The 20,529-nt window shown below is 30.7% G+C and carries 16 protein-coding genes; 13 read left to right on the top strand and 3 right to left on the bottom strand.

Annotated features, from left to right (window positions below; all coding sequences use genetic code 11):
• Positions 1 to 9: 9 nt before the first annotated feature.
• Positions 10 to 2,103 (bottom strand): hypothetical protein, encoded by a 2,094-nt coding sequence (locus DY249_RS07280; protein ID WP_115595684.1) that lies wholly within the window; start codon positions 2,101 to 2,103, stop codon positions 10 to 12.
• A 441-nt stretch (positions 2,104 to 2,544) separates the two neighbouring features.
• Positions 2,545 to 3,405, bottom strand: a complete 861-nt coding sequence (locus DY249_RS07275; RefSeq protein ID WP_101539625.1) for a C39 family peptidase — start codon at positions 3,403 to 3,405, stop codon at positions 2,545 to 2,547.
• Positions 3,406 to 3,585: 180 nt separating this feature from the next.
• On the opposite strand from DY249_RS07275, the gene pepD reads away from it, so the two are divergent.
• The 7 genes from pepD to sufU all read left to right on the top strand — a co-directional run bounded on the left by pepD (position 3,586) and on the right by sufU (position 10,377).
• On the top strand, positions 3,586 to 4,998 hold the full coding sequence (gene pepD, locus DY249_RS07270; RefSeq protein ID WP_115595683.1) for a beta-Ala-His dipeptidase: 1,413 nt from the start codon (positions 3,586 to 3,588) through the stop codon (positions 4,996 to 4,998).
• A gap of 142 nt (positions 4,999 to 5,140) precedes the next feature.
• Complete coding sequence (locus DY249_RS07265) at positions 5,141 to 5,407, top strand: HPr family phosphocarrier protein (protein WP_101539623.1); 267 nt, start codon at positions 5,141 to 5,143, stop codon at positions 5,405 to 5,407.
• Between the two features lie 139 nt (positions 5,408 to 5,546).
• Positions 5,547 to 6,278, top strand: coding sequence for a Fe-S cluster assembly ATPase SufC (gene sufC, locus DY249_RS07260; RefSeq protein WP_101539622.1), 732 nt, complete (start codon positions 5,547 to 5,549; stop codon positions 6,276 to 6,278).
• A 3-nt stretch (positions 6,279 to 6,281) separates the two neighbouring features.
• The gene (gene sufB, locus DY249_RS07255) at positions 6,282 to 7,694 is read left to right on the top strand and encodes a Fe-S cluster assembly protein SufB (protein ID WP_115595682.1); all 1,413 of its coding nucleotides are present in this window, start codon (positions 6,282 to 6,284) and stop codon (positions 7,692 to 7,694) included.
• Positions 7,694 to 8,734 (top strand): SufD family Fe-S cluster assembly protein, encoded by a 1,041-nt coding sequence (locus DY249_RS07250; protein WP_115595681.1) that lies wholly within the window; start codon positions 7,694 to 7,696, stop codon positions 8,732 to 8,734. The genes sufB and DY249_RS07250 overlap by 1 nt, the downstream gene beginning before the upstream one ends.
• A gap of 1 nt (position 8,735) precedes the next feature.
• Positions 8,736 to 9,956 (top strand): aminotransferase class V-fold PLP-dependent enzyme, encoded by a 1,221-nt coding sequence (locus DY249_RS07245; protein WP_101539619.1) that lies wholly within the window; start codon positions 8,736 to 8,738, stop codon positions 9,954 to 9,956.
• Position 9,957: 1 nt separating this feature from the next.
• Positions 9,958 to 10,377 (top strand): Fe-S cluster assembly sulfur transfer protein SufU, encoded by a 420-nt coding sequence (gene sufU, locus DY249_RS07240; protein WP_101539618.1) that lies wholly within the window; start codon positions 9,958 to 9,960, stop codon positions 10,375 to 10,377.
• 478 nt (positions 10,378 to 10,855) lie between these two features.
• Here sufU and arcA read toward each other — a convergent pair whose 3' ends face one another.
• Positions 10,856 to 12,088 (bottom strand): arginine deiminase, encoded by a 1,233-nt coding sequence (gene arcA / locus DY249_RS07230; RefSeq protein WP_115595679.1) that lies wholly within the window; start codon positions 12,086 to 12,088, stop codon positions 10,856 to 10,858.
• An 898-nt stretch (positions 12,089 to 12,986) separates the two neighbouring features.
• Between arcA and DY249_RS07225 the strand changes: the two genes are divergently transcribed.
• The 6 genes from DY249_RS07225 (at position 12,987) to larC (ending at position 20,527) form a co-directional block, all read left to right on the top strand.
• Positions 12,987 to 15,500 carry an ATP-dependent Clp protease ATP-binding subunit gene (locus tag DY249_RS07225; protein ID WP_115595678.1) on the top strand — a complete coding sequence of 838 codons (2,514 nt, stop codon included), beginning with the start codon at positions 12,987 to 12,989 and terminating at the stop codon, positions 15,498 to 15,500.
• A gap of 2 nt (positions 15,501 to 15,502) precedes the next feature.
• Positions 15,503 to 16,675 (top strand): putative NPN-dependent ornithine cyclodeaminase, encoded by a 1,173-nt coding sequence (locus DY249_RS07220; protein WP_115595677.1) that lies wholly within the window; start codon positions 15,503 to 15,505, stop codon positions 16,673 to 16,675.
• A gap of 1 nt (position 16,676) precedes the next feature.
• On the top strand, positions 16,677 to 17,771 hold the full coding sequence (locus tag DY249_RS07215; RefSeq protein WP_101539613.1) for a putative NPN-dependent ornithine cyclodeaminase: 1,095 nt from the start codon (positions 16,677 to 16,679) through the stop codon (positions 17,769 to 17,771).
• A 304-nt stretch (positions 17,772 to 18,075) separates the two neighbouring features.
• The gene (gene larE / locus DY249_RS07210) at positions 18,076 to 18,951 is read left to right on the top strand and encodes an ATP-dependent sacrificial sulfur transferase LarE (protein ID WP_115595676.1); all 876 of its coding nucleotides are present in this window, start codon (positions 18,076 to 18,078) and stop codon (positions 18,949 to 18,951) included.
• Positions 18,941 to 19,687, top strand: coding sequence for a nickel pincer cofactor biosynthesis protein LarB (gene larB / locus DY249_RS07205; RefSeq protein WP_115595675.1), 747 nt, complete (start codon positions 18,941 to 18,943; stop codon positions 19,685 to 19,687). Before larE ends, larB begins: the two co-directional genes overlap by 11 nt.
• Entirely contained in the window at positions 19,688 to 20,527 is an 840-nt protein-coding gene (gene larC, locus DY249_RS09430) for a nickel pincer cofactor biosynthesis protein LarC (RefSeq protein WP_115595674.1), read from the top strand. It abuts the gene before it with no gap.
• Positions 20,528 to 20,529: the final 2 nt, after the last annotated feature.

The raw sequence follows: 20,529 nt of genomic DNA, 5'->3' as shown, positions 1-20,529 counted from the left end.
TAACTATTTTTAATTATCTATTTCTAGAATCTTACAATATTCTTTTAAAGCCATTTTTCCTTTTTCACGCAATGACTCAGATTGCTTTATCATTTCTCTTAACTTGTCAGAATATTTTTTGCTTAAACTTGAAGTATTAGATAATAAATGTTGGAAAACATCACATGTAGATTGATTTTCGAATATAGCTTGTTTAAGATTATGGTAATCATTAATAAGATCTTCTTTAAGATACCAACCTTCTTTAATATATTTATAGCAATCTGGAACATAAATTAGAGAACGATTATTATTCAAGCTATTAGAATTTTCGTGACTTCCTTTATTTTTATCAATAGTTTCTTTTGATGCTTCTGATGTATCATTATTATTTGTTTCATCTTTAATAGATGAATGATTATCTATTTTTCTAGACTTATCACTATCAATTATGTGGGTATCATCTATATTAGAGCCTTCATTCTTCTTTCTTGAATTATTCAAATCAATGGCTTCGTTATAGATTTTATAAATGTCGCCGTTAGATTTAGCCAAGTTAATTCTTTCTAAGTACTTTTCTTTTTCTGCATTTGTTAATTTAGATAAGCTTAATAGATTATCTAAAAAATCTTTTTTGTAGTCTTCATCTATATGATTTTCTTTTTTATCATTATTATCATCTAGCTCATTACTAGTTTTATCGTTAGACTTTTGATCCGAATTATCAGTAAGATTATCAATAGCTTTATTGTTATCTTTATGATTTGAACTATCAGTGGACTTATCATTTGGATTATCAATAGTCTTAGATTTAGACTTTTTATAATAATAAATTTTACTAGAGTTAGAATAGATAACAGGATTTTCATTGATAATTACATAGGATAGGTTTAAGTCATTTAAAATTTTGTCATTTTCTTTAACATCTTTATATGTTTTTAAAATATTTCCGTTTTGGTCGTAGGTTGTAATGTCTATGATCGATTGATCGCCTATTCTTTTTACTTGTACTTTTTGTTTCTTATCTTTACCTACATAATATTCAAAACTTTCACCATTTTCTTTAAGAATTTTATAATTTTCGCTAAATTTATCCAAACCAGTAGACTTGCCAGTATACTCATATGTTATTCCATCTTTGTTAATATTCTTAGGAGCTTGTGGAGGCGTGATATCCTGTCCAAAGAAACCAGAAGCGACAACAGGAGAATGAATATCATTATCAGTATCTGCGTCTAAAAAATGTGTAGTATGATGAGCTCTTAGGGGTATGTCATAAGTTGTAGTTTTATTATCTTGACTTTCTACATTATCGTTTTCTTTTACAATGCCAAAAGTACTTTCTCCAGTGTTTTTCTTATCTAAAGCTGAAATTTCTAATTCATTTCTAGAAATGTTTGTAGCTAATTTTCTGATATTTAATTCACCGTTATAATCGATTTTATAGACTTTTTCAAATTCTTTTCCTTCACTATCAAATTTTTTTAAATGAACGTAAACTTTTTGATAAGGGTCATTTCTATCAATATAAAAAGTATAAGTAGCTCTATCTTCGTTATCTTCTCTATTATTTTTATATTGACCAAATACATAGTATTTGTCTTGATCTATTTTATCTAAGGGTATGTAACTTGGATAAGTAGGATCTTTCACAACAGTTATTAAATTTTTATCTTCAGTTTCTTCCACCTTAGCATCGCTTAAAATTTGTGGATCCTCAGTTGGATTTTCCTCATTTTTAGTATCACTATTACTTATATAATCTTTAGTATCATTGTTACTTATATTATTTTTCTCACTGATATTTGTTGGAATATTATCAGTAGTCTCATTATCAGTTGATACTTTTTCTTCGATCTTATAATCGTTTTTACTGGTATTATTATTTTTTACATTTTCATCGTTTTGGTCTATATATGTTGCTTGTGTATTGCTATTAGAAGAAAAGTCATTTTTAGATACTGATTTCTCATCAACCTCGTCTGCTTTAAAGCTATTTAAATTATAGTCTGTATTGAAATCTTTTTCTTCACTTGCGAATACACTTGATGGATTTGAAAAAATTAGCATCAAGGCTAGGACGCTGGTTAGCCTATATTTATTCGAATTATTTATATTATTCATTAAATTCCTCTCTTTATATTTTTTTATTTTTGCTTGTTGCATAATATTTTTATAAAAATCATAAGTTAAAAAATAGTATGGCCATACTTATTTAGTTTATATATAAACAATTTTATTTAACGTAATGATTTTATAAGTAATATTATAATATAAGTAACAAAAAAATTCCAACAAAAAAATAAAAAGATTAGGCTGACCTAAATAATTTTTATGATTTGTTCTTACGATGAAATTATTTAGAAAATTTTTTAAATTAATTTGAAATTATTAATTTAAACTTATAATAAAGCTAGCTTGACTTAAAATTATTATAGACATACAAGGATAAGATTTGAGTATGATGAAGAAAAGTATATTATAATGGCTAATAGAGATTATATAAAAAACATTAGCCATTAAATTTAAAATATACGTATAATTAGATTATCAAATAGATTTTCCTTAATAGACTAGCCAAATATGAGCTATTTGATTTTGGATTTGATTAAATGACCAAGATATTTGGCTTTTTTTAATGCTATTAGGATCGTTTATTATAAATTTACCATTTTGATAGGAGTCAATAATAACTATATGACCAAATAGAGTAAAATAGCCTCTAGTAACTGAAACTATCAAAGGACCATAATTTAGAGCTTCTATCATAGCATCTTTATCATTTGAGATATCGACAACTCTATATCCATATTTACTAGCCTCATCGTTAAAAAATGACCGGGAGACTCCACTTGCATCCATATATGCATTGGCATCTATGGAAATTTTATCTGGAGTTATAGAATTATCACCTGTTAAGCGAGCTAAAGCCATAGCCATAGAAGTTGGTCCACAACCAGCAATTCCTACATTTGACTGACCAAGTGAATTATAAGCCCATCGATTGTCCCATTGAAGAAAGTAAGGTGTTTTTCTATCTAGATTTACAGACTCACCAGGATAAAACTCAAAATTCGTAATTCCGTTTTGATAATTATAAACAAAATCAATTGTATCTGGGTCATTTCCTGCTAAATAGAGCATAGTATCAGGCAAATTATCAAAATTATCATAAATCCACTCGGCTTTATTATTCCCGGAATCTGTTTCTTTTTTTAAGTTCTTTCTAAGAGTATCAAAATCATCTGTTTTTAAATTTTTATCAGTGATCAAATCCCCTAGGCTAATCTTATTAAAAAAGCTAGAACTATCGGATAGATTACCACCATTGATTTTTTCTCTAACAAATAAAATTATTATTATAATAATAAGTAATTTAAATATTTTTTTTCTTTTTTTAGATTTTCCAGATTTTCTTTTGTACATATTGTAAAAATTCTCCTTATTGTACTATAAAGTAAATTACACTAAAGAATATCTTCCGTCAATATTTAACGAAGTAAAAAAGCTAGTTAATATAATAATATTTTAATTTAGAAATTAAATTGGGTAAATAAGTTTATAAATGAGTATAATATATTAAACTGATTTTAATGGAGGTTAGTTATGGAAATTAAAGATTTAAAACCTGAACTTGTTTGGAAATTTTTTAGTGAACTTAGTGAAATTCCTAGAGGTTCTGGAGATGAAAAAGCAGTATCTGATTATTTGGTAAATTTTGCCAAAGAAAGAAACTTAGATGTACGTCAAGACGAAGCTTTAAATGTTATTTTCAAAAAAGATGCAACAGCAGGATACGAAGATAAAGAAACTGTTGCCCTACAAGGACATATGGATATGGTTTGTGTAAAAGAAGATGATTCAGACCATGATTTTAGCAAAGATCCTATCAAATTATTAATCGATGGTGACTGGGTAACAGCTGATGGCACAACATTAGGTGCTGATGATGGTATGGGTGTTGCACTAATACTTGCAATATTTGATGATGAAAAAGTAGAACACGGTCCACTAGAAGCTATTATTACAACTGGTGAAGAAACATCAATGGTTGGAGCAAATGCTCTTGATGCATCAGATATTAATGCAAAATATTTAGTAAATATCGATACAGAAGATGATGGTATTCTTACAGTAGGTTGTGCTGGTGGATGCGATTTGGAAATCAGCTTTAAAAAAGAAAAGGAAGCTAGCCAGGGTGAATTTTTAAAACTTGACTTAAGAGGATTTGAAGGCGGTCACTCAGGTATGGAAATAGATAAAGGTCGTTTAAATGCTATAAAAACTCTTGGTAGACTTTTAGTAGATATAGAAGGTCTTCAAATTGCAGAATTAAATGGTGGAGTAAAAAGAAATGCTATAGCAGCAACTTCACAAGCTGTATTTGCAGTAGCAAATAAAGATAAAGCAAAAGAAATTATCGAACAAAGAATAGCTGATATACTAAATGAATCAAAAGATACAGATCCAAACGGTCAAATAAAATTAGAAGATGCAAGCTTTGATGGAGAAGTATTAACAGCAGAACTTTCTAAAAACATTGCAAACACTCTTTATACAATACCAGATGGTTTGGTTAAAAAATATAATGGAGAAATAATTACTTCTTCAAACATAGGTGTACTTGAAGAAGATGACAATGAAGTAAAATTTTCTTGTATGGCTAGAAGTCAAATAGATTCTGCTAAATTTAATAGAGCAGCTATTGTAGAAAAAATTGCAAGACAATTTGGCGCTGATTGCAAGCAGTTAAACTCTTATACTGGATGGCAAAGAGAAGAAACAAAACTAATTGATATTGCAAATGATATATGGAAAGAACAAACTGGTTCAGAAATGACAATAGAAACTACACACGGTGGTCTAGAATGTGGATTATTTAAAGGAATTATGCCAGATGTAGAAATGTTATCATTTGGTCCTACCATATTAGGAGCTCACTCACCATCAGAAAAAGTAAGCATAGAGTCAGTTGAAAAAAATTACAAATTCTTAATAGAATTGCTAAAAAGAATCTAATGTATAATCCACCCACTATGGGTGGATTTTTTATTTACTTATGTAATTTGCTTTACTAAAATACCTTCGGAAAATGTTTGCATTTTCACAAATTATATTGTAATATAAGTACAGAAGAACAAACCTAAAAAAAGGAGGTACTATGTACGAGCAAAAAGTTACACTAACTAATGAAATTGGCTTGCATGCTAGGCCTGCATCAATTTTCATAAGGGCAGCCGTGAAATTTCCTTGCGATATCACAGTTGAAAAAAACGGAAGAAGCTATAATGCCAAGTCAATAATGTCAGTTCTTAGCATGAGTGCTTCTAATGGTGATGAATTAATAATAAGAGCTAGTGGAGATAGCGAGGAAGAAGCAGTAAAAAGCCTTGTCGAAGTTATAGAGAATAAGATTAATAATCAATAAAATATTCACGAGCCAAGGCTCGTTTTTTTATTGCCTAAAAAAGGTACAATGAGTAAAGAATCATAATGATTGATAATTCCTAGTAAAGTAGTATATTTTAAATGAAATTTACTACTAAATTTATAAAGAAGAGGTACAAATGTCTGAGTTATTAAAAATTGAAAATCTACATGTATCAGTAGAAGATACAGAGATTTTAAAAGGTATAGATCTAACAGTAAACAAAGGTGAAGTTCATGTTGTAATGGGATCAAATGGTTCTGGGAAATCAACTTTGATGAATACAATTATGGCAAACCCTGTTTATGAAGTAACAGAAGGAAAAATATATTTTGAAGGCGAAGATATTACAGAAGAATCTGTAGATAAACGCGCACGCCGTGGTATATTTATGTCTTTCCAACATCCTGATGAAATTCCAGGTGTAAAATTAAACGACTTTTTAAGAATTTCTGAAGAACAAATTACTGGTGAAAAACCACAAATGCTTAAATTTAGCAAGCAATTAGCAACAGAAATGGAAAACTTAAATCTTTCTGAAGATTATGCTAGTAGATATGTAAATGTTGGCTTTTCAGGTGGTGAACGTAAAAAATCTGAAATTTTACAACTAAAAATGCTAAATCCAAAACTAGCTATGCTAGATGAAACTGACTCAGGACTAGATGTCGATGCAGTAAGAATTGTAAGTAAGGGAATTAAAGATTATTTATCAGAAGATAATGCTGTAATAATTATTACTCACCATAGAGAATTATTAGAAAATATAAAAGCTGATTATGTTCATGTTATAAAAGATGGAAAGATCGCACATGAAGGCGATGATAGTCTAATGGATGAAATAGAAAAACGCGGATACGAATGGGTGTAAAATATGCCAAGTAACAATATAGAAGAGAAATTAAAAGAACTTGATCGTGGGTTCTATGATTTTATAGATGAATTTACCTACGATAAAATAACAGAAAAAGGTATCAATGCTGATATCGTAAATGAAATATCTCGTGAAAAAGGCGAACCAGATTGGATGAGAATTAGAAGATTAAAATCATTAGAAATCTTTAATCAACTAGAAAATCCAACTTGGGGACCGGATTTATCAGAGTTAAATGTAGATGACATTACAGCCTATGTAAAACCAAAAACAGATAAAAAATCAAATTGGGAAGCCCTACCAGAAGAAATCAAAGCAACCTTTGATAGATTAGGTATTCCACAGGCTGAACAAGAATCCTTAGCTGGTGTTGGTGCCCAATACGATAGTGAGGAAGTATATTTCTCTATTCAAAAACACTTAGAAGACCAAGGTGTTATATTTATGGACTTCGCAACAGCCCTAAAAGAACACGAAGATTTAGTTAAAGAATACTTCCAAAGAGCAATCCCACCTACACTTCACAAATATGCAGCCCTACACGGTGCAGTTTGGTCTGGCGGATCATTAATTTATGTTCCAGAAGGTGTGAAAGTAGATATTCCACTTCAATCATATTACAGATTAAACGCTCCAGGAGCAGGACAATTTGAACATACAATGATTATTGCAGAAGATAATGCAAAAGTTCATTTTATTGAAGGATGCTCAGCACCTAGATATAACGTTGTTAACCTACACGCAGGATCAGTAGAAATTTTCGTTGGAAAAAACGCAGAAGTAAGATTTTCTACCATAGAAAACTGGTCAAGAAATATGTATAACCTAAATACTAAACGTGCTATAGTTGATGAAGGCGGAAAAGTAATTTGGGTATCAGGTTCCTTTGGATCAAAAGTTTCTATGCTTTATCCTACATCTGTTTTAGCTGGAGAAGGTGCTAGTGCAGAATACACAGGTATTACCTTTGCATCTGACGGTCAATACATTGACAATGGATGTTCAATGATTCACCTAGCTGCAAACACATATTCAACAGCCCTTACAAAATCAATCACCGCAGGAACTGGCAAATCAATGACTAGATCCCTAGTTCAAATGAAAAAAAACGCTAAAGGCAGCCGTTCTACAGTAGACTGTGAAAACTTAATGCTAGGAGAAAACGCTCAATCAGATACAATTCCAGTACTAGATATAAGAAATGATGATGTAGATTGTGGCCACGAGGCAAAAATTGGTTCCCTAAACCAATCACAAATATTTTATTTAATGAGCCGTGGTATTCCAGAAGATGAAGCGAAATCAATGATTGTTCGTGGATTTGCAGAGCCAGTTAGCCGCGAGCTACCACTAGAATACGCAGTTGAAATGAACCACCTAATAGATATGGAACTAGAAGGAGCAAACGGTTAATGAGTAGACTAAATGAAATGAGAATGTACACTTGGAATTCTCAAGGGCTAAACTACGTTGATACAAATCTTGGCCTAAAAGAAAAACAAGAGTACTTTAAAAATAGTGAAGGCGAATCAATTAAGGACTTAGAAGATGCTTTTAAGGCTTACGAATATGGCCTTTCAGATGAAACAAAAAGCGAAAACAAAGAATTTAGAAACTTTAGCATCTACCGTGATGTAGAAGGTAAAAAAGATTTTGAATCTATTGAGTTAAAACTTGATGATGAAAATAATATTTTAGTAGCAGGCATTGATATCAATGCTCGTGAAAACTCTGAATCTTCATTTTTAATATCAGCCCTAGGTGAGGGAGAAAATTTATATTTAAACTCTCAAGTTAGGGTAAATGTAGAAAAAGATGCAAAAGTAAAATTAGTTGTAGTTACAAATTTTGGAAAAGATTCTACTAATCTACAATCTATCAATACCATTGTAGGAGAAGATGCGGTTTTAGATATTTCTTACATTGAAATAGGAGCTGACTATTCAATAGTAAATGTAAAAAATATTTTAAAAGGAGATAGAGCACAAGTAATAGAAGATGGAATATACTTTAAAGAAAAAGATCAATTCCTAGATATACTTGCGAACAATGACCATTATGGAAATGATACTGATTCAGATGCTATGTTTAATGGGGCATTAAAAGATAATGCCCACAAAAACTGGAAGGGTGTTGTAGATCTAAAACACGGTTGCTCTAAAGCAGATGGCAAAATTGGAGATTATTCAATGATGTTTTCTGATAATGTAAAAAATAAAACTGCCCCAATCCTTCTTTGTGCAGAAAAAGAAGTAGCAGGTAATCACGCAGCAAGTGTTGGACGACTAAATAAAGAAATGCTATTTTACATCATGAGCCGTGGTTTTGATAAAAAACAAGCGGAATCAATGATGCTAGAAGCAACATTCTCAAAAGCCCTTGATAAAATTGAAGATGAATCTTTAAGAGATGAGCTAAAAGAAACAGTTCATAAAATGAATACAAGGAACTAAAATGGATATAGAAAAAATTAGAGCTGACTTTCCTTACCTAGATAGCAAAAATGTAGGTAAGGAAGTTATCTACCTTGATACAGCAGCAACAAGTCAAAAACCAAAACAAGTTATAGAAGCTGTCGACAGATATTATAAATATCAAAATGCTAATCCTCACAGAGGGGCTCATTATCTAAGTTATGTGGCAACTGAAGCTTATGAAAATTCTCGTGATTATATCAAAGAATACATAGGGGCGAATCATCGTGAAGAAGTGATCTTTACAAGAAATGCCACAGAAGCTTTAAATTTGATAGCTTATTCCTATGCTTTAGATAATTTAAAAGCAGGCGATGAGATTTTAATTACTATTTTAGAACACCATGCAAATCTAGTACCATGGCAAATTGTAGCTAAAAAAACGGGAGCAAAACTTGTTTATGCATATTTAAATGATGATTATTCTTTAGATTATGACGATTTAAAAACAAAAATCAACGAGAAAACAAAAATTGTTTCCTTTACTGGAGCAAGCAATGTCACCAGTGAAATAATCGATGTTAAAAAAATCGTAAATCGGGCTCATGAAGCTGGAGCTATTGCAATTGTAGATGGAGCCCAACTAATCCCACATTTAAAAACAGATGTAGCTGATTTAGATTGTGATTTTCTAGTGTTTTCTGGTCATAAACTTCTTGCACCAATGGGCATAGGAGTTCTTTATGGTAAAAAAGAAATTTTAGAAAAAATGCAACCATTTAATACAGGCGGGGATATGATCGAATATGTTTATGAGCAAGACGTAACTTTTGCAGAGCTTCCTTACAAATTTGAAGCAGGTACACAAAATGTAGGTGGTGTTATAGGTCTTGCTGAAGCCATAAAATATATGGAAAATATCGGTGTTGAAGAAATTTATAAATACGAATCAGAGCTAACCCGTTATGCTTACGATTTGATAAAAGATATACCAAATATCAAAATTTTCTACCCAGAAAATGCAAAAACAGGTGCAGTTTTATCATTTACCTTTGAAGATATCCATCCACACGATATAGCAAGTATATTAGATAACAAAGGAGTGGCAGTTAGATCTGGACATCATTGTGCAATGCCACTTCACAAGTATTTAGAAGTAAGTGCCACAGCACGTGCAAGCTTTGCTTTTTACAATACAAAAAAAGAAGCAGAAATATTTGCAAAAGAACTTTTAAATGTTAGAAAGGTAATGGGTTTATAATATGAATATGGAAGAAATTTATAGTCAAATAATTTTGGATCATTCTAGAAACCAAGCTAACAAACACGAATTAGAAGAAGCTGATATAAAAGAACCAGGTCATAATCCATCTTGTGGAGATGAGATAGTCTTAGAACTAAAAACAGATGGAGATAAAATCGTAGATGCAGCATTTACAGGAGATGGTTGTGCCATAAGTCAAGCTGCAACAAGTGTAATGTGCGATTCTATTATAGGAAAAACTAAAGAAGAAGCCAAAGAAATGGCTGATATTTATATTAGAATGATCAAAAGAGAAGAAGTAAGCGATGAAGAACTAGAAAAATTAGGAGATGCAGTTGCCTTTATAAATATTCAAAATATGCCACAAAGAGTAAAGTGCGCCTTACTTTCTTGGAAAACTCTAGACCAAGTTATCTAATATGGATAAAAAGAATTTAGAACAGTTAGAGTTTCTAACAAGTGTAATAACAGCAGTTTTATTACTGGTGATAACTTACTTACAATATCAAAAAAATCGTCCATTTTGGTGGTTGATTTTAATAGTATCAATATTTATGGGAGCAAATGCTTACATGAAGTATAAAAAAATAGAACCTAAGAAATGAAACTATTTAGAAGCTTACCCTATTAAGTTGGACTAAAAACTAACTTGAATAGGGTAGTTTTTTATTTTACTATATTAAATAAGATAGTAATACATAATTTATTTAGAATATAGCTATCTTTAAATTTAATTCCTAGATAATGAGATGGTAAAAAGTCCCCAAACTATTAGGGTTTGGGGACTTGATTTTATTTGGTTGACTAAGATTAAGTTATTTTATTTATTTGATAAATTATAGAATATGAACGTCATTTATTATTTCTAAGAGTCTTTGATATAACTTTAATTATATTTATATATCATCCCTCCACAAAGGCATTGACATACATCTAGGACCACCTCTACCTCGGGAAAGTTCACTTGATGGAATGACGTGGACCTTTATACCATTATCCTCTAAAAGCCTATTTGTTACTTTATTCCTAGAATATACGATAACTTCTCCAGGAGCTATTGCAAGTGTATTAGCTCCATCACTCCACTGCTCACGTGCACCTGCTATTGGATCATTTCCTCCACATCTTATCAGAGTAACTTTATCAAGCCCTAATGCTTCTTCTAATATCTTATCTAATTCTAAGCTCTCTTTTTTTATTTTTATATCATTTTCTTTAGATTTTGTTAAAGAATATACTGTTAAAGGTCCTTCTATTTCTGGATGTATGGTAAATTTATCATAATCTAGCATTGTAAATACAGTATCTAAATGCATAAATGCTCTTTTATTTGGTATTTGTAAGGCTAAAATTTTCTTAAAAGATTCATTATTTGCGAATATTCTTTCTGCAAGCTTTTCTATAGAAGGTGCATCAGTTCTCTCAGATATACCTATGGCCAACACTTCTTTAGATAGGATAAGTTCATCTCCACCTTCAATTACACTTGTATCATCCCTGTTATACCATAAAGGAATTTCAGCATCTTTGAATCGTGGGTGATATTTTAAAATATATTTGGCAAAGATTGTTTCTCTTTGTCTAGTTTCATTTCTCATCCTATTTAAAGATACACCATGTCCAATATTTGCTGCAGGATCTCTAGTAAAATATAAATTTGGAAGAGCATCGGAGATAAATGGATTAGAAGCTTCTACCATATCTGATAAACTTGTTTCACTATAGTTTGGAATATTAACTTTTTTGATGCCTTCCATCATATTTAAGACCATATTTTTATTGGTATCGATGTTCATTAGAAAGTCTTTTACGAGTTTTTTGCGAATATTTCCGTGTATATTGGCTTCTTTTATAAATTCATCTACAAATTCATTTTTTATTTTTTTATCAGTTATAGCTTCTGCTGCAAGATCTTCTAGATATAAGACTTCTATACCATTATCTATTAAAATTTTTGCAAATGCATCATGTTCATAAGTCGCGATATCTAGAAACGGAATATCATCAAAAAGCAGTCTATCTAAAGCATCTGGAGTTAAATTTTCGATTTCTCTTCCAGGTCTATGCAACAAAACTGATCTTAACTTGCCTATTTCAGAATAAACATTTATAGCTCTTTTACTCGACATTTTTTCTCCTTTAAAACAACTTATTTTATAGAACTCTTGTTCAAATATAAATATATTTATCATCATTTTATCATATCTTTACACAAAATGAGAAGATTTATTTGAGATTTATAGCTTATAAAAAAGCGTTTTATATGATGAATGAAAAATAATACTTTGACACCTAAAGCAAAATAAGCTCGTGTGTAAATAAATCAAATGAAGTTTGATATTCTAACCGTTTTCTTAGTCTATTATTTAGCTTCACTAAATTTTTTATTCAATTCTTCATTGTTTATTTTTACTAAATCTGTTTTATTAGATAGTATTATCTTAGTAATTCATTCGTATTTTTATTATTTTCTTTGGTAGAGCACTATACTTTATTATAATCTTTCATATTATCATTATTTTTAACTGCTTACTTATAGTAAACTCTGTGATAGGAGATAATGGGACGAATTGTACAAATAATTTGTAAATGTCCTAGTCTTTCTAATATTGATAAAAAAATTACGAAGTTTTTAGTTTTTTTAGCAAATTAGATAAAAAATATTGGAAATCGTTTTATTTTATGTTATACTACATATAGGCAAAAGCCAAAATCATTCTACAAGAAGTGGGAAATACAGTATTTTAAAGTGATTTTTACTTAAAATATAGATTTAATATACACTCAAACCCCAAACTTACATATTAAATAAGGTTTGGGATTTATTTAGTTTATAAATAATAGCTAGGAATTACTATAAAAAACATATAATTTGGTTTCTGCCGAGTCAATTTGTTTCTATACCTGAGAAATATTTTTATTAATGGGTAAAAATTCATATGGAATAGATAAATATTTATCTATCGTTAAATTTTAATCTAAGAAAAATTTTGATATTTTTCATGGCATTTGGAGGTAATTAACTTAATGGATATAAAAAAGTACTCGCAAGCAGCAGTTGATGTTATTAATCATGCAAATAAAATTGCAATAAGATATGGCAATTCTGAAGTGACAGATTTGCATTTATTATATGCAATTTTACAAAATCCTAACAATCAAATAGAAGAGTTTTTAAAAGAATCATCAGTTAATTTCCAACAACTAAAAGATGACGTGGAAAATGCATTGACTAGGATTAGAAGTGCAAAGGGTGTTTCAAATCTTTATGTAAGTAGATCGTATCAAAAAGTTTTATTAGTAGCTGAGGAACTTTGTAGAAATTTATTTGAAGAAAAAATAAATTTAGATCATATTTTCTTGGCTTTGCTAAAAGAAACTGAGACTACAAGTTCAAAAATTTTAGGAAAACATGATCTTGATTATGAAAACTTTATGCAATTTGTTTCAAGAAAATTTAATGAACAATTTTTAAATGGTATAGCCAAAGAAACTATTGCAAGTCTTGAAAAATATGGACGAAATCTTACAAAAGAAGCTATTGAGGGCAAACTTGATCCAGTAATTGGTAGGGGAGAAGAAACTCGAAGTTCTATTCGTGTGTTATCCCGTAGAATAAAAAATAATCCGATATTAATCGGAGAAGCTGGAGTTGGTAAAACTGCCATTGTGGAAGGTATTGTCCAAAGAATTGTAAAAGGCGATGTTCCTGACAATTTAAAAAACAGGATAGTTTTCTCCTTAGATATGACTTCTCTTGTAGCAGGTACAAAATTTAGGGGAGATTTTGAAGATAGATTAAAGAAAATCCTTGAAACTGTAAAAGATTCAGATGGAAAGATCATTTTATTTATAGATGAAATCCACAATATAATTGGAGCTGGAAATACTTCTGGAACCATGGATACTGCAAATATCCTAAAACCAATGCTTGCTCGTGGCGAGATTTTAATAATAGGTGCAACAACTATAGAAGAATACAAAAAGTATATAGAAAAAGACGGTGCATTGGATAGAAGATTCCAAAAAATTATTGTAGATGAGCCAAGCGTTGAAACATCAATATCAATATTACGAGGCATAAAAAGTAAATATGAAAAACATCATATGGTAAAAATTTCTGATGCTGCTCTTGTAGATGCAGTAAAATTATCAAAAAGATTTTTATCTTACAGAAAATTACCAGATGTTGCCATAGATGTAATAGATGAAGCTTGTGCATTAACACGAATGACCAAAGATCAAAAGCCTGTTGAGATAGACAATTTAAACCGTGCATTAATCCAAGCTGAAACTGAAAAAATTGCCTTAATGGATGAAACAGACAACATTTCACGTGATAGAGTCCTAGAAAAAGAAAAAGAAATTGAAGATCTAAAGGCTACTTTAGAAGAAAAAACTCAGTTATACGAAAAAGAAAAAGAAAGACAAGAGCAAATTTTACTTTATGAAAAAGAACTTGAAGGAATAATAGCTGACATCGAAATGGCTCAAAATGAGCATAATATCGATGAATTAGATGAAAAAATGAAGTCTAAAAAGCTAGTGGAGGGTAAACTTTCTAAATTAAATGACAAAGAAGCTTATTATCCGCTAAGTACTAGTGTAACAAGTTCTGAAGTAAAAGAGATAGTTTCCAAATTATCAGGAATGCCTAAGGTAAAACTACAATTAAATAAACTTGAAAACCTAGATGAAATTAGAGGAAAAATGAAAGATGAATTTGTAGGTAATGATTATATGATTGATAAAATCATAGATACCTATCTAATTTCAGAAGGAGGTTTGTTTGAAAGAACAAAACCAATTGGTAGTTTTTTAATAGGCGGTAGCGGCGCTGGTAAAAGTTATATAGCAGAGCTAGTTTCAAAGTATTTGTTTGATGGAGAAAGCAGCTTGTTAAGATTTGATATGGGAGAATTTACCGAAAAATCAGCAGTAACCAAGCTAATAGGAGCTCCTCCTGGATATGTCGGATATGAAGTAGGCGGTGTGCTTACTGAAGCTATAAGAACAAAACCATATAGCGTTGTAGTATTTAATAATATCGAAAAAGCGAATGTAGAAATTCAAAGCTTAGTTTCGCAAATACTTAGCGAAGGAAAGCTAAAGGATAACAAGGGTCGCGACATCGATTTAAAAAATACAATGATTTTTTTAACTACTTCTGAAGAAAATAATAATTTAGAAAACAATATCTCGGGTATAAATAATGTAGTGGATTATGTTTTTTATCTTAGAGAACTAGAAAAAGATTCTATAGATAAGTTGATAAAGATTAATTTAGACAAATTAACAGATGATTTAAAAGAAAACCGTATCGAGCTTTTATTTGAGGATAATTTTATAAAAAATCTATCAGCCTTTGCAGTCAAATACGATATGGATATTCGAGACATCAAAAAATTTATCGAACAAGAAATATATCTAGAAATTTCTAAGAAGATTTTAGAAGAAAAGTCAGATAATCCATTAGAGTTAAAACTAAAATTTGAAGATGAAAAACTAGAACTGACAGCAAAAGAAAAAAATTGGAGGTAAATATGAGTTTTCAAGCACCAGAATATGTTTGTCCAGACTTTTCAGATGAAAAGTTCAAAAACGCACAAGATGTAAAACTAGGTAAAGTTGAAAAAGACGGTGTAGCACCAGATAATTTTTATTTAACAACTTATATGCCAACTTACTACAAGAAAGATGGAGAATGGATATTACCAGATCATAACTCTATTAACTGTGTAGCAGTAGTTGATGGTGATGATGTAGTTGTAAAAGAAATTAGAAACTTAAAAGAAGGGGATCAAGTAGTTTTAGGCGGCGAAGATGAAGTAGCTAGTGGAATTTTCGTAAATAAGGATGCCTTCCCAGAATCAGTTTATTCTACACCAGGAAAATCAGTAGAAACATCATTCTCATATGATTATGATAAATTATTTGATTTAATGGAACATGAACGTGATAGCGAAGATGGTTATATTGTTTGGGTACTAGGACCAAGTGTTGTATTTGACTATGATACAAGAAATGCGTTAAACAAACTTGCTGAAAATGGATATATTAATTGCCTACTAGCTGGAAATGCTATGTGTACACACGACCTTGAAGGTGGATTCCTACAAACAGCATTAGGACAAAATATCTACACACAAGAAAACCAACCAATGGGTCACTATAACCACTTAGACTTACTTAATGAAGTAAGAACAACAGGTTCTATCAAAGAATTTATTGCTGGTGGAAATGTAAAAGATGGTATCATCAAAACACTTTCTGATATGGACATTCCATTTGTACTTTCAGGATCAATCAGAGACGATGGTCCACTTCCAGAAGTACACGGGGATACAGATGACGCTTTAGATGCAACAAAAGAACAACTAGATAAAGCAACAATGGTTATTTGTATAGCTACAATGCTTCATAGTGTATCAGTTGCAAACATGACATCTAGCTACATTAAAAGAGATGATGGAACAGTTTCACCAGTATACCTATACTCAATAGATGTTACAGAAAATGTAGTTCATAAAGTTGGTGCTGCAAGAGAATACATGGGCTTTGTTCCAATGGTTACAAACGTACAAGACTTCGTAGTAAATTGTGAAAAAGCATTAGTTTCTCCAGCACAAGGAGTAATGTCTGAAGATATGGAAATTCCTGAAACTGCAAATGTAGAAATCACAGGAGACCAACAACAAAGCAAGGAGGAATTATAAGATGAAATTTGAAATGCCACAATATCATCATCCTGATTTTGATCAAGATTTCTTAAAAGAAGCACCAAATGTTAAACTTGAAGAAGTAAAAGAAGACGGACTTAGCCCTCGTCATTACCATGCTTTATCTGTTTATCCAGAATATTTTAAAGTTAATGATAAATGGGTACTTGCAACAGAATCAAGAATGGATACTGTTTGTGTAGTAGATGATACACCAGGTAAAGAAAGTGTTGATATAGTAGAATTTAGAAACCTTAAAAAAGGTGATAAAGTTGCTATAGGACGTACAGAAGATGCATCAGAAGGTATTTATGTATGGACACAAGGATTCCTTGAAGCTGGAGATCACAAAGATACATTTGCTTTCCGTGCAGGACGTTCTAGAGAAACAGCTTTCTCAATGGATTATGATAACTTATATGAAGTTTTAAAATATGAAAAAGAACACAATGGCTATGTAACAATAGTTGTAGGTTCTGCTATTGCATTAGATAGAGATGCTAGAGCTGCTTTACAAAGACTTGTAGAAAATGGATATATCAATGCTATTTTCTGTGGTACAGAGACAGCTGCATTTGACCTTGAACGTGGATTATATGGCACAAGCTGGGGTCAAGAACACTTTGAAAAAGAACAAAATACAACAAGAAATTTATTTGAAACAATAAATTTAGCTCGTAAATATGGTTCAACAAAAGCACTTGTAGAATCTGGTCAAGTTAAAGATGGATTTATCAAAGCTTGTATCGATAACGACGTTGACTTTGTAATCTCAGGAACAATCCGTGATAGATTAGGACTTCCAGAAACAATCAACAACGTTTACGATGCACAAAATGCAATGAGAGTTCACTCAAGAAAAACATCTACAATGATTATGCTTTCAGCAATCCTATTTACAATTGCAACAGGTAATATGACTCCATCATACAACGAATTTGATGGTGAAGTAAGACCAGTTTATATGTACACAGTAGATATCCAAGAATTTGCTGTAAACAAACTTTCAGATAGAGGTACTGTAACAGCAGTTTCAATGGTAACAAATACTCAAGACTTTATCAGAAACGTTGACCGCGCTTTAAATAACTAATTAATAACTAAAAGGTTTTTATAAATGAGCTTGACAAGTGCTCTAAATTAAAATATTAAAAATAAATATTTTATCAAAACTTGATTCACATTATTAGGCTGATTTTGCACTTAAATTTGTAGAATCAGCCTTTTTATTTGATATTTGCTATTTATAAAAAATCCTTAATAGCTGCATAATTAACCATTAGTATTCATTTATAGTTATGTAAATTATTTAAACTATGATAAAATATTATTGTAAAATGTCAATAATGCTACAAATTTATTTGTAATTGTAGCTTAATATAAAGGGAGGATTTTTTATGGAAAGTACAGTAACAAGCATTAGTACTGAAAAAAAAGAAAAGCTTGATAATATAATAAAAGATTTGCTAAAGGATAAGATGGTTTTAGCATTTTCAGGTGGTGTAGATAGTACACTTATCTTAAAACTAGCATCAGAACTTAGAGAAAACAAAGATGATGTAGTAGCAATGACTTTTGTAACAGAGTTCTCTCCAAAAGATGAGCTAGATGAATGTGTAAGATTAGCAGAAGAAATGGATGTAGAACTTCACATTGCAAATGTAAGTATCATGGATAATGAGAAACTATTAAATAACGTAAATTACAGATGCTATCATTGCAAGGGAGGTCTTTTTGAAAATTGCTTTAACTTAAAAGATGAACTTGGCTATGGATATGTAGTAGATGGTACAAATTTAGATGACTATCAAGTATTTAGACCAGGTATTAAAGCTTTAAAAGATCTTGGAGCAAGATCACCACTATATGAAGCTGGACTTAGCAAAGCAGAAGTACGTGCTTATTCCAAAGAACTAGCTATAGAAACCCACAAAAAACCATCAAAACCATGTATGGCAACAAGATTTCCATACAATACAAGAATTGATATAGATAAATTCCCTATGATTGAAGAAGGAGAAAGCTATCTAGAAAGTTTAGGATTTGATGTAAATAGAGTTAGAGTTTATGGAGACAATACAAGAATAGAAGTAGAAAAAGATAAACTAGGTCAAGTATTTGAGCATGCTGATGATATTGTTAAAAAATTTAAAGATTTAGGATTTAAATATGTAAATATAGACCTAGAGGGGTATAGATCTGGTTCTATGGATGAAGTTGTAGATGATGATTTGAAGACAGAAGTAAATCCATGGTTAGCTAATGAACAATAAAGAATTTTTAGAAAAAATAAAAAATGAAGAAATATCTATAAATGAGGGTCTAGATTATTTAAAAGATTTTAACTATAAAGATTTAGACTTTGCAAAATTAGACTTTCAAAGAAAAGAACGCCGCGGTTTTGGCGAGACTATATTTTGTGAGGGCAAAGAAGACTTTGCCCTTGCACAAATTTATAAGTCTTTTAGTGATCGTAAAGAATCAGTAATAGGGACAAGAGCAACTCCTAGCCAATATGAAAAAGTGCTAGAACTTGTACCAGAAGTGACATATGATCCTACTGGCAGAATAATTTCCCTAATTTATGATCAAAGTCCAAAAGTTGGAAATGTTGCCATTTGTACTGGAGGCACTGCTGATTTAAAAGTAGCAGAAGAAGCAAGAATAACAGCTGAGTTTTTTGGAGCAAATGTTAGTAAATTTTATGATGTTGGAGTTTCGGGTCTTCATAGGCTAACTTCAAAAATTGATGAAATAGCAAAAGCAAATGTAATCATTGCTATAGCAGGTATGGAAGGAGCACTTCCAACTGTAATAGGTGGTTTAGTAAATAAACCGATTATAGCTGTACCAACATCTATAGGATATGGAGCAAATTTTGAAGGGCTTTCTGCTTTACTTACTATGTTAAATACATGTGCAGAAGGTGTAAATGTTGTAAATATAGACAATGGTTATAGTGCAGCTTATAATGCTTGTCAAATTAATAAATTAATTGAGGAGAAGTAAATGGATTTATATTTTGAAATGAACTCTGGAATTGCAGGAGATATGACAATTGCTGCCCTTCTAGATTTAGGAGCAAGCAAGGAAAAGCTAGTAAAAGCAATTGAATCTATGGGTATAGATGGTTATGAATTAGTTTTTGATAGAAAAATCAAAAATAATATAGATGCTAATAATTTTGATGTTATTTTAAAAAATCAAGATGAGGGCCATAGCCATGACCACAATCACTCCCATGATCACGAACAAACACATGAACATGTAGATGAAAATGGAAATAAGTATAGCCATTCTCATGCTCACCATGACCATAGCCATAGGCATTTGAAAGAAATCACAGAATTAATCGATAAAGCAGATATCTCTCAAAGAGCAAAAACAGATGCCCTTGGTATTTTTGATATAATAGCAGATGCAGAATCAAAAGCCCATGGTATTGATAAATCAGAAGTTCACTTCCACGAAGTAGGAGCTGTCGATTCTATAATTGATATTGTAGGTACAGCTGTTCTTATAGATGATTTAGCTGTGGAAAATATTTATTTTTCAGACCTTAGCGAAGGATATGGCTATCAAATGTCATCTCATGGACAAATGCCAATACCAGTTCCTGCCGTAATAAATATATTATCTGCTTCTGACATTAATTTAAAATTATTAGATGAAGAAGGTGAACACGTAACACCAACGGGAGCTGCCATAGTCAGATATTATGATAAAGGTGAAAAAATAGATAGCTTTAAAGTTAAAAAAGTAGGACTTGGAGCTGGCAATAAAGATTTTGCTAAATATACAAATATTCTTCGTGTAATGGAAATTGAAACTAGTAAAAAAAAACATTAGAG

This window comes from Anaerococcus octavius, assembly GCF_900445265.1.
GTDB lineage: Bacteria > Bacillota > Clostridia > Tissierellales > Peptoniphilaceae > Anaerococcus > Anaerococcus octavius.
The sequence above is the reverse complement of the archived record's forward strand: the minus strand, read 5'-3'. Positions and strand labels throughout refer to the sequence as shown.